The sequence below is a fragment of the Dehalococcoidales bacterium genome, from assembly GCA_030698765.1.
In the GTDB taxonomy this organism is placed as follows: Bacteria; Chloroflexota; Dehalococcoidia; order Dehalococcoidales; family UBA2162; genus JAUYMF01.
On record JAUYMF010000011.1, the window covers coordinates 1 to 10,832 of the forward strand.

Sequence of the window (10,832 nt, forward strand, 5' to 3'; positions counted from 1 at the left end):
TCAAGGAAGTTGCTGTCATTCCAGCGAAGGCTGGAATCCAGGGGATAGACATGGATTCCGGATCAAGCCTGTCCTGGCGACAGGCCAGGGTCCGGAATGACAGAACTGTAAAGACATTTGTAATACACTACACTAGTGTGAGCTTTGTAAATAGCGTTAGTTTACCTATTTCATGCTATTCCGGCCCCGTATCAGATACGGGATAAACTTCAGCCGGAATCCAGCCATCTCCACCCCAACTGGATGCCGACTCCCGTATCGGAGTACGGGACAAGCTTCGTCGGTATGGTTATCGGGCATACTAAAGCAGAACCTCCCTCCCCCCTCCTCCTTGACACCGTATCTGTTTTAACGCTATCCTGTTTAATCAACTCTGGCAGGGTTTGAAAGGACAGTGAAAGCGTGATTGAGGGTAAAGTATACTATTTTGAGAAGCCCGGACAGGACAACACGGAAGATGTATTCCGTATCGCCAGAGCCAGGGCGGAGGAGCTGGGCATCAACACGATTGTGGTAGCTTCCACCCGCGGCGTCACCGCCGTCAGGGCGGTGGAGTTCTTTGCCGGGAGGCGGGTGATTGCGGTGGGGCATATCACCGGTTACCGGGAGCTTGATGCCCAGGTGTTCACTGAAGAAAACCGGCAGAAGGTTGAGGCTGGCGGGGGGGCTGTTCTGACCACCACCGAGGTCTTTGCCGGTGGGGTAGACCGGGCAATGCGTAACAAGTTCAACATGTCTCTCGTGGCTGATACCATCGCCGGTACGCTGCGTGTCCTGGGCCAGGGGGTGAAGGTGGTCTGTGAGATCTGTATGATGGCGGCTGATGCCGGGCTGGTGCGCACTGATGAGGATGTTATCGCCATCGGGGGTACCGGGCGGGGGGCGGATACGGCGGCAGTCCTCACCCCGGTAAACTCTACCCGCTTCTTCGATCTCAGGATTAAGGAAATCCTCTGTAAACCTCTCCTGGCGCAGAGACCGGCGGCGCCTCCTGCAGGGCACCATCACTGACCGCTGGAACGGATTTCCGGTGGCAACATATATGGGACAAATTCTAATCACGTAAGGGGGAACATGGAGGGGAAAATATACTATTTTGACAGACCCGGACATGATAATACGGAAGAGGTATTTCGTATCGCCAGTACCAGAGCCGGGGAGCTGGGCATCAAGAAGATTGTGGTGCCCTCTACCCGTGGCGATACCGCGGTCAGGGCGATGGAGTTCTTCAAAGGACTGGAGGTGGTTGTGGTCAGCTACGTTACCGGGATGAAGGAGCCTGATGTCCAGCCCTTTACCGAGGAAAACCGGCGCAAAGTTGAGAGCGCCGGGGGCGTCATCGTCACCGCGGCGCATGCCTTTGCCGGGGTCAACCGGGCAATCCGCCAGAAGTTCGATACTATTACTCCGGTGGAGATAATCGCCCAGACGCTGCGTAATTTCGGGCAGGGGATGAAGGTGGTCTGTGAGATCAGTCTCATCGCCGCTGATGCCGGTAAAGTCCGCACCGATGAAGAGGTCATCGTTCTCGGTGGTACCGGGCGGGGCGTGGATACGGCGGTAGTCTTGCAGCCCGTCGATTCGCAGCGCTTCTTTGACCTCAGGATTAAAGAGATCCTGTGCAAACCCCGCCTTTAGGGGATTGCCTGGCGGGTGAGAGGTTGTCGGAGTTGCCCGATTGCGTCACCAGTAAAGAATGAAGTCGTTGGTAGCTTCTCCGGTTGACCCCTGAAATCGTTTACGTTATTCTTAAATTATAAGCCTGAGAATTGTTCCTGGAAGGAGATAAAAAAGAATGGTTGAAGCAAAGACGGTCTATTTTGAGAACTCCGGCAGTGAGAATACGGAGGAGGTGCTCCGTATCGCCCGGCGGCGGGCGGAAGAAGCGGGCATTAACACGGTACTGGTAGCCTCCAACAGCGGCGACACGGCGGTAAAAGCCACGGAGGTATTCAAGGGGATGAAGGTAGTGGCGGTGAGCCGTATTACCGGCCATCAGGAGGCTAATGAGCAGCCGTTCACTGAGGAGAACCGGCGGAAGATGGAGAGCAAGGGAGGCGTGGTGCTCACCGCGACGGAAGCCTTCGGCGGGGTCAGCCGGGCGATGCGCAACAAGTTCAATATGTACCTGCTCGGGGACATAATCCTCAATACGCTGCGGATATTCGGGACAGGTACCCAGGTCGCCTGCGAGATCAGCCTGATGGCAGCTGACGCCGGCCTGGTGCGTACTGATGAGCCCGTTATCTCCATCGGCGGCAGTCACCGCGGAGCGGATACGGCGATAGTTTTGAAACCGGTGAATTCTACGCGGTTCTTTGACCTCAGGGTGATGGAGGTCATCTGCAAGCCCCACTTCGCGGTTGCGCCCCAGGCACAGGCCGCGGCGGCCGCGGAGCACCACCACCACTGATTCCGGTAATCAGGCTTCAGGCGTAATACAGCTATTCTCCGGGAGAAGACAGAAAGACAGTGAGCTATCAGGAGCACCGGAAACATGCCCCGCGGAGTGTGAACTGCGCGGTTGTTACCATCTCTGATACCCGCACGGAACAGGATGATGAGTCCGGCGAGTTAATAAAGCAGAGGCTGCTCCAGAACGGGCACCGCTTGTTAGCATATGCCATCGTCCGGGATGAAGCAGACGCCATCAGAGGCAGGATAGACGAGTTGCTCGGGTTGGAAGAGCTTCAGGTCATCATCACCAGCGGGGGCACCGGCGCCAGTCACCGTGATGTCACTGTGGAGACAGTATCCCCGCTTCTGGAGAAAAAACTGGATGGCTTTGGCGAGCTTTTCCGGTTCCTGACCTACCAGGAGATAGGTACCGCCAGCATTCTGAGCCGGGCCTTTGCCGGTGTTATCAGAGGCAAGGTTATCATCTGCCTCCCCGGCTCGACCGGAGCGGCGACCCTGGCAATGGACAGGATAATTTTGCCTGAAATCGGGCATCTGGTCAGGGAGGTAATCAGGTGAAACCATTTGGCGCATTGCTTTCCTATGAGGAAGCCAAAAAGGTGGTCGAGGCCAACATCAAGCCCGTCTCCGCAGTGGAGACGGTGGCTCTCGATGATGCTTCGGGGAGGGTACTGGCGGAGGACGTCGTCGCCGCTTTAAATATCCCCCCCTTTGACCGGGCGGCGATGGACGGCTACGCCGTTAAGGCCAGGGATACCTTCAATTCCGGTCAGTTCAGGCCTAAAGTGCTCAATGTCATCGGTCAGCTGAATGCCGGGGAAACGCCCCGGGAGAAAATAGCCGCTGGCGAGTGTGTCCAGATTGCTACCGGGGCGATGATGCCCAAAGGCGCCGATTCTGTGGTCATGGTGGAGGATACCGAGTCGGCCGACGGACGGGTCAAGGTGTTTAAGTCGGCCTACCCCGGAGCCAACGTGGCGAAGATGGGTGAGGATATCAGGAAAGGGAACCCGGTTCTGCGGAGCGGCGTCGTTCTCGATTCGGGTAAAATAGGGGTGCTCGCTTCCCAGGGTACGGCGCGGGTCAGGGTCTACGCCAGGCCAAGAGTGGCCGTTCTGCCCAGCGGTGAAGAGATTGTTGAGATTGGCGATAAGTTAAAGCCGGGGCAGATTTATGATATTAACTCCCATACCGTGGCCGCGGTGGTCAGCGCCAGTGGCGGCATCCCCGTTCGTTCCGGCATCGTCAGCGACAACCGCGAGCACATCAAATCTATGATTACCGAAGCCCTGAAGAATGACCTAGTGGTCATCTCGGGAGGCTCATCGGTGGGGGAGAGAGACCTGCTGGTCAGCGTTATCGTGGGGTGGGGGGAAGTACTGTTCCACGGCATCCAGGTGAAGCCGGGGAAGCCGACCATTTTTGCCATGGTCGAGGGCAAGCCGCTGATGGGTATGCCCGGCTACCCCACTTCCTGCTTGATTAACACCTACCTGTTCCTGCTGCCGGCGGTGAGGAAGATGGCCCACCTGCCACCGAGAAGAGGAGAGACCGTCCAGGCCAGGCTCTCACGGAGGGTCCCCGGCAGTGTCGGCCGGAGGCAGTTCCTGACGGTCAAGCTTGAGGGCGACGAGGCAGTGCCCGTGTTCAAGGAGTCCGGGGCGATAACCAGCACCGCTGAAGCCGATGGCTATATCGAGATTGCCGAGAACATCGATTTGCTGGAGAAGGGCGAGCCGGTCACGGTGACGCTGTTCTAGTATTTCTTACTTCCGCCAGTGAACCGGCGCAATCATTTACCCGTTTGAGCGTGTCCGACAACAGTGTCTCACGGCTATTTTGTCAGGGGGTGTCCGCAAATGTCATTCTGAAGGAGCGGAGCGACTGAAGAATCTGGGGGTGGGATGGAAACCCCTCAACCCAGATCCTTCGCTTTGCTCAGGATGACAATTCATTGTTTTCAGATAGCCTCTTAGATTTCGCTTATTCTTTGCCGCTTGCTATAATTGGGCAACAGAGTCGTTAGCGCACCCATTCAGAGCTGTCCCAAACTGCATTGCAGACCATTCCGGCGGAAGCCGGGACCCGGAGCGCTATTATACCTCAACCTGCCTTGAATTCCTTAAAGGCAGCGGCATGAAAACCATCAGGACCGCCCCCGACAGGGCGACGGCGGTCAGAATTAACCATATCGGGCTGTAGGTGCCATAGGTGTCAAAGACCCATCCGGCGGCGGGAGGTCCGGCAATCATCCCCAGCATGCTGAAGGTGCTCATCAGGCCGGTAATCGAGGCAAAACGTTTCGTGCCGAAGTATTCCCGGAGCAGCGGCGCCCGCACCGGGACAAACCCGCTGACGCCCAGGCCGAAAACGATGGCCGCCAGGATCATCAACGGCAAAGAGCTGCCGTCAATCAGCCAGAAAAGAAAGAGTCCGGCGCTGGTTATCATCATGGCCACGGCGCTGACATACTTCTTGGTGAAGATATCAGCCAGCCAGCCGAAGGGTATCCGCCCGGAAATACTGGCCAGCGGGACGGTCATCGCCACCATGCTGGCAGTGGACTTGGCCACGCCCAGGCTCATCAGGTAGGGCATCACATGGGTCAGTATCGCCATGATGCCGGCGAGCTGCACGGTGAAGGCGAGACCTATCTGCCAGAAGGTTCGCATCCTGAGCGCTTCCTTAACGCTGACGCTGAAATCATAGCCGATGGCAACAGCGGTACTGGTTGAGTCTGCCGGTTTCTCCCCATCCGGAAGGAGCCCGTAGTCCTCCGGGCGGCTGCGGAAAACGAAGGATATTGGGATGCCGATGACGCCAATCCCGACCGCCAGGACGACCAGCGAATTTTGCCAGCCGTAGGTATCAATCATCTTGACCAGTAACGGCAGCAGCGAACCGCCGAGACCGGCGCCTACAGAGATGATGCCGGTAGCCTTGCCGACATTCTTGCTGAACCATTTGACGATAGTGGTCGTGGGTACCATGTAGCAGAGCGAGCCGCCGATGCCCACAAACAAAAAGCTGACGTAGAGCATGGTCAGGCTGGTGATGCGACTGAAGAAGAAGTAGCCGAAACCTAATGACGCTACTCCGATCAGCGCCAGTATTTTCGGCGACCAGCGGTCAACAATCATGCCGGTAAAAGGGCTTAACGTACCCGATAGCAGACCGCGAAAAGAAGTGGCCAGTGAAATTTGAGCGTAGCTCCAGCCGAAGGTGGCGGAAATAGGTTCGATGAAAGCGGTGAATCCGTAATAGGTTGCCCATTCATTATAGGCAATAAGAAACAGACTGGCGACAACTATATACCATCCGTAGAACACGACAATCCATCTTAGCTGAATCGTGGTCGGGTTTCAATCCCAGCCTCTTTTGGCGCTGCCGGCGATTTTGAAGGAGAGGGCATAGTCAGCATCAAGATTACCCCCATCACCACGGTAGCCCCCAGTATCAGCCAGGCGGAGCCGTAATCACCGGTGCTGTCAAAAATCCAGCCGGCCAGAGGCGGGCCGACAAACGTCCCGATCATCGGGAATAGCTGGTTTAAGCCGGAGATGGTGGCAAACCGCCCGCGGCCGAAGTAATCCCTGAGCAGGGGCGCCCGGAGCGGGAAAAACCCGCTGATGCCCAGGCCGAAAATTATGGCGAAGAGGACCATCATCCAGAAAGAGCTGCCATCAATCAGCCAGAAGAGGAGCATGCTGACGACGGTAAGCATCATACCGGAAGCTATGATGTACTTTTTCTGGAAATTATCCGCCATCCAGCCAAAGGGCAACTGCCCGCCGACGCTGGCCAGGGGAATGATCATCACCACCGTGCTGGCGGTCGCCTTGTCTACTCCCAGGCTGGATAGATAGGGCATGATGTGAGTCAGTACCCCCATAATGGCAGGGAACCGGAGCATGAAGGCGACCCCCATCTGCCAGAAAGCCCGCGTCTTCAGCGCTTCTCTGACACTCAGGCTGAAGTCATGGACGGCAGCGCCGCTGTCAGCTATTAAATCTTGCTGTTTCTGCCCATCCGGCAGGAGCCCGTAGTCTTCCGGCTGGCTGCGGAAGATAAAGGATATCGGGATGCCCAGGACGCATATCCCGATGGCCAGTATGACCAGCGCCTGCTGCCATCCGTAGCTGTCGATCATCCTGACCAGTACCGGCAGCAGCAGACCGCCGAGTCCGGTGCTCAGCGAGAGTATGGCAATCGCCTTACCGACATTTTTGCGGAACCACCGGACAACGGTGGTCGTGGGCACCACATGGCAGAGCCCCCCGCCGATGCCGATCAGGATAACGCTCAGGTAGAGCGTGCCCAGGCTGGTGATCTTGCTGAAGAAAAAATACCCGGCTCCTAAAATGATTACCCCGGTTAGCGCCGTAATTTTGGGCGACCAGCGGTCAACGCCCATCCCGATGAACGGGCTTAAAGTACCGGAAACCAGGCTGCGAAAAGAAGTGGCTAAAGCGATCTGGGCATAGCTCCAGCCGAAGGTATCAGCCACCGGCTGCACAAAGGCGGTGAACCCGTAGAAAGTTGTCCATTCGCTGTAAGCCGCCAGCAGCAGTCCCGCGAAGACGACATACCACCCGTAGAACAATAATAATCTCCTTGCCCGAGCTATGGGGCAGGCCTAGTCCGGTGTCAACCTGATCATTGACATCTTTCCCATCTGCATTCCGGAATGGGATAGCGTCCCCGCCTCCCGGATTGCCACGCTTCGCTCGCAATGACAAAAAGGCCTTTTCCAGACAACCTCCGAAATCCTTTTTACTTGGCACGACACTAGTCCCGGGTCTCCCGGCGGTAAATACCGCTCTTACCACCCCGTTTGCTCTCCAGGCAGATGTCCGTGATGGTCATCCCCCGGTCTACTGATTTAGCCATATCGTAGATAGTCAAGGCGGCTACGGACGTGGCCACCAGAGCCTCCATCTCTACTCCCGTCTTGCCGGTGTTTTTCACCCGGGCGGTAATGCCGATAGCGTCTTCCCCCGACAGGTCAAATTCAATAGTGATGTTACTCAGCATCAGCGGGTGGCACAGCGGTATCAGGTCAGGCGTTTTTTTAGCGGCCATGATACCGGCAACCCTGGATACCGCCAGGACATCCCCTTTTTGCAGCCCGCTGGTCTTTATCAGTTCCAGGGTGGCCGGGTTCATCATTACCCGTCCCCGGGCCACCGCCTCCCGTTCGGTATCGCCTTTAGGGCTGATGTCAACCATTCTCGCTTCACCGCTTGAGTTCAGATGGCTAAGTTTGTCCATTGTCCGGCTCCTTTCGCTTACCAGGCGTTGGCTGAGTTGTCATTGTTACAAATAGCCCCCATCGTCATTCCGGCCCCGTATCAGGTACGGGATAAACTCCAGCCGGAATCCAGAAAACGCGTATCTCCACGTCCAGTCTGACGGGGGACACAAGATTAAGGAGAAAAAGCTCTAACAGTTTATGAACCGGCTGTTTTATCCCCCTATCTGGCGCATCGGCCGTTTCTCCGGGGCGAGTTCCTCGTTCAGGTGGTGCCGTTCCCTCTTGACGGTGACGGCTTGCTGGATAAGTCGTTTCAGCTCATCGGGGCTGGCCCCGTTGCGCAGCACTTCCCTTAAGTCAATCTCGTCGTCGTCCAGCAGGCATGGGCGCAATTGCCCGTCGGCGGTGAGGCGCAGGCGGTTACAGGTGCGGCAGAAGTGTTCGGTCATGGCGCTGATGAAGCCGATAGTGCCTTTAGCCCCCGGCAGCCGGAAATATTTAGCCGGACCGCCGCCGGTTTCATCAACGTACGGCTCCAGTTTGCCCAGGGACTGGATCTGTTCCTGGATTTCCTGGGTGGGGACGGTGATGGCCACTCCCTTGCTGGCGGTCTCAAAAGGCATGAATTCGATAAAGCGGACATGCCAGCCCGGGGTGAGGCTCTTTCGGGCGAAATCGATAATCTCATCATCGTTGATGCCCCGCAGCACCACCATGTTTATCTTAACCGGATTTAGCCCGGCCTGTTCCGCCGCCTCGATACCGGCCAGCACCTCCCTCAGTTTATCCTTACCCGTGATGCGTTTGAACCTGTCTCTTTTTAGCGTGTCCAGGCTCACGTTGACCCGTTTTAACCCTGCTTCCTTCAGCGCAATTGCGTACTTGCGCAACTGCGTACCGTTGGTGGTCAGGGCGATATCATCGATGCCCTCTATCCGGGCAAGCATGCCCACCAGCTGGCTCAGGTCTGACCTCATCAATGGCTCGCCCCCGGTGAGGCGCACTTTGGTGATGCCCATGCCGGCGGCTACCTGGACCACTCTCCGGATTTCTTCATAAGTGGGAATTTGGTTTCGCGGCATATACGGCACCGAACCCGCCGAGCAGTAGATACAGTTCAGGTTACAGCGGTCGGTAACCGATATGCGCAGGTAATTAATCTGGCGCTGCCAGGAATCAAAAAGACCGGTCATATTCTTTACCTCTTGGTGCTATCCTAATTCTAACTTTGCCGCCGGATTTTGTACAGTTTTTCATTTTAATCCCGGTATCAGTGGCTTTCCCGCTTGATCACGTGGACGCCGGTAGCTTTGAAGCTGGCGTAGACCGGCGTCCCCCTGTCCAGAGCCATTTCCTCCGCCGACTTTCTGGTGACCAGGGAGACCACCGCAAAGCCGCAGTCTATTTCAACGCGGCTCAGCGGCCCCATGGATACCGTCCGGGTTACCTTGCCGGTGAACGAATTCCGGGCGCTGCTCGCAATCCGGGACAGGGATAAAGTTATATCCTCCGGCCGGATACAGACGGAGACCGGCTCGCCGGGGGCGTAGTGTGAAATCGCCTCGATAACGCTGCCCCCGATATCTATGGTGACCACTTTGTTCTGGTTGTTCAGCACTATGCCGTCGATGATATTTTCCACGCCGACAAACTCGGCGACTTCCCTGTTCCGGGGTGAGGTGAATATGTCAGCAGAGCTCCCGGTCTGCAGAAGCTCCCCGCTGGCCAGCATTCCGATTCTGTCCGCCAGGCGCTGGCCCTGCGCCATATCGTGGGTCGACATTACTATCGTGGTCGCGCGGCGTTGAATGATGCCCGTTATCAGCTCCTCGATCCTCGATGCTGAAATCGGGTCGAGATTAGCCGTCGGCTCATCCAGCAGCAGCACCTCAGGCTCAATAGCCACCGCCCTGGCGATAGCTACTCTCTGCACTTCTCCCCCGGATAAGGTCCGGGCGTTACGCTCTTTCTCGGCGGAGAGACCGACCATGTCCAGGATATTGCCGGCTTTCCGCCGGATATCCTCCTTCCCCATGCCCCTCCATTTCAGTCCGTAAGCGATGTTATCATAGATACTGGCGTTGAATACCACCGGTTTCTGCAGCACGAACGCCATGCGGCGGCGGATTGCCAGGCGCTCCCGTCCCGCCCTGGCGGTATCTATTCCGTCAAAGTAGATTTGCCCGGAATACGGAACGTCAATAAGGTCGAGCAACCGGAGGAGGGTGGTCTTACCGGCGCCGGTGGGGCCAATCAGGGCGAAGACTTCCCCCCGCTCCACCCTCAGGTTGATATTCGTCAGAATATCCCGCGTGCCGCGTCTCTGGCATAAATTCACCGTTTCGATTAAAGGCATGATCACCTCTGCTGTAGCCTGTTGAGAATGATATTGACGGACAGGGCAAGGGCGAGAAGAATTATCCCCAGGGCCAGTGATAGCTCGATATCGCCTTTGGCTGACTCCAGCGCTATCGCCGTGGTGATGACCCTGGTGAACCCCCGGATATTGCCGCCGACCATGATGGCGATGCCGACTTCGGAGATTGTCCGTCCAAATCCCATGCTGACTGCCGCGATGACGGCAAACCTGGCTTCTCTCAGGGTGGCCAGCGCCATCTGCGGCCCGCTGGCGCCCAGCGAGCGGGTGGTGTCCAGTATCGCCCGGTCCACTCCGTTGAGAGCCGAGATGGTCATGCCGAGCATTATCGGGATAATCAGTATTATCTGCCCCAATATAATCACGGCGGGCGTGAAAAGCAAGCCAAACCCGCCCAGCGGCCCGGCCCGGGAAAAGAGGACGAGGACAAACAGTCCGATGGCGACCGTGGGTACGCTGTAGAACGTCTGGATCAGGTTGAGCAGGCTCCTCTTGCCCGGGAAACTGGAGAAATGAATCAGTCCACCCAGGGGCAGGCAGAGTAGAGAAGCCAGCGCCGTGGAGGTCACGGAAATACCCAGTGACCTCCCGGCAACCTCCATTATCTCCGGGTCAAGGCTGACTATCAGCTCAATGGCCTTGATCAGGCCCTGCCATAGCTCGGTCAACTTTTATCCTCCGGTAGCCTATCCGGGTTCTGCCCCCGTCCAGGGAACGAACAGCTGCATGCCGTAGTCCCTGACGCCTTAATTCCCGATTAGCTCCTGTATCTCGGTTGAGGTG

At 57.0% G+C, this 10,832-nt stretch carries 12 protein-coding genes; 6 read left to right on the top strand and 6 right to left on the bottom strand.

The genetic code is table 11. The features are described 5' to 3' along the window. From Q8Q07_00330 to Q8Q07_00355, 6 genes are all read left to right on the top strand, one after another. Positions 1-206, top strand: a 206-nt coding sequence (locus Q8Q07_00330; protein ID MDP3878739.1) for a hypothetical protein, incomplete at its 5' end; no start/stop codon positions are given. A 196-nt stretch (positions 207-402) separates the two neighbouring features. After that, on the top strand, positions 403-1,011 hold the full coding sequence (locus Q8Q07_00335) for a pyruvate kinase alpha/beta domain-containing protein (GenBank protein MDP3878740.1): 609 nt from the start codon (positions 403-405) through the stop codon (positions 1,009-1,011). A 63-nt stretch (positions 1,012-1,074) separates the two neighbouring features. Next, positions 1,075-1,638 (top strand): pyruvate kinase alpha/beta domain-containing protein, encoded by a 564-nt coding sequence (locus tag Q8Q07_00340; protein ID MDP3878741.1) that lies wholly within the window; start codon positions 1,075-1,077, stop codon positions 1,636-1,638. Between the two features lie 157 nt (positions 1,639-1,795). After that, positions 1,796-2,413 (top strand): pyruvate kinase alpha/beta domain-containing protein, encoded by a 618-nt coding sequence (locus Q8Q07_00345; protein ID MDP3878742.1) that lies wholly within the window; start codon positions 1,796-1,798, stop codon positions 2,411-2,413. Positions 2,414-2,472: 59 nt separating this feature from the next. After that, positions 2,473-2,976 carry a molybdenum cofactor biosynthesis protein B gene (locus Q8Q07_00350; GenBank protein MDP3878743.1) on the top strand — a complete coding sequence of 168 codons (504 nt, stop codon included), beginning with the start codon at positions 2,473-2,475 and terminating at the stop codon, positions 2,974-2,976. Further along, a complete protein-coding gene (locus Q8Q07_00355) occupies positions 2,973-4,178 on the top strand; it encodes a molybdopterin-binding protein (GenBank protein MDP3878744.1) in 1,206 nt (401 codons plus the stop codon). Before Q8Q07_00350 ends, Q8Q07_00355 begins: the two co-directional genes overlap by 4 nt. Before the next feature lie 336 nt (positions 4,179-4,514). Here Q8Q07_00355 and Q8Q07_00360 read toward each other — a convergent pair whose 3' ends face one another. The 6 genes from Q8Q07_00360 to Q8Q07_00385 form a co-directional block, all read right to left on the bottom strand. After that, complete coding sequence (locus tag Q8Q07_00360; GenBank protein MDP3878745.1) at positions 4,515-5,747, bottom strand: MFS transporter; 1,233 nt, start codon at positions 5,745-5,747, stop codon at positions 4,515-4,517. 11 nt (positions 5,748-5,758) lie between these two features. Beyond that, positions 5,759-7,021 carry an MFS transporter gene (locus Q8Q07_00365; GenBank protein MDP3878746.1) on the bottom strand — a complete coding sequence of 421 codons (1,263 nt, stop codon included), beginning with the start codon at positions 7,019-7,021 and terminating at the stop codon, positions 5,759-5,761. A 185-nt stretch (positions 7,022-7,206) separates the two neighbouring features. After that, positions 7,207-7,689, bottom strand: a complete 483-nt coding sequence (gene moaC, locus Q8Q07_00370) for a cyclic pyranopterin monophosphate synthase MoaC (protein ID MDP3878747.1) — start codon at positions 7,687-7,689, stop codon at positions 7,207-7,209. 195 nt (positions 7,690-7,884) lie between these two features. Continuing rightward, positions 7,885-8,865 (bottom strand): GTP 3',8-cyclase MoaA, encoded by a 981-nt coding sequence (gene moaA / locus Q8Q07_00375; protein MDP3878748.1) that lies wholly within the window; start codon positions 8,863-8,865, stop codon positions 7,885-7,887. Positions 8,866-8,942: 77 nt separating this feature from the next. Further along, complete coding sequence (locus Q8Q07_00380; GenBank protein ID MDP3878749.1) at positions 8,943-10,028, bottom strand: ABC transporter ATP-binding protein; 1,086 nt, start codon at positions 10,026-10,028, stop codon at positions 8,943-8,945. A 2-nt stretch (positions 10,029-10,030) separates the two neighbouring features. Next, the gene (locus Q8Q07_00385) at positions 10,031-10,717 is read right to left on the bottom strand and encodes an ABC transporter permease (GenBank protein MDP3878750.1); all 687 of its coding nucleotides are present in this window, start codon (positions 10,715-10,717) and stop codon (positions 10,031-10,033) included. Positions 10,718-10,832 lie beyond the last annotated feature (115 nt).

What these genes read in the sequence shown, in the direction of transcription:
- Q8Q07_00380 (MDP3878749.1), bottom strand. Translation starts at nt 10,028, where the DNA reads ATGCCTTTAATCGAAACGGTGAATTTATGCCAGAGACGCGGCACGCGG.
- Q8Q07_00340 (MDP3878741.1), top strand. Translation starts at nt 1,075, where the DNA reads ATGGAGGGGAAAATATACTATTTTGACAGACCCGGACATGATAATACG.
- Q8Q07_00345 (MDP3878742.1), top strand. Translation starts at nt 1,796, where the DNA reads ATGGTTGAAGCAAAGACGGTCTATTTTGAGAACTCCGGCAGTGAGAAT.
- moaA (MDP3878748.1), bottom strand. Translation starts at nt 8,865, where the DNA reads ATGACCGGTCTTTTTGATTCCTGGCAGCGCCAGATTAATTACCTGCGC.
- moaC (MDP3878747.1), bottom strand. Translation starts at nt 7,689, where the DNA reads ATGGACAAACTTAGCCATCTGAACTCAAGCGGTGAAGCGAGAATGGTT.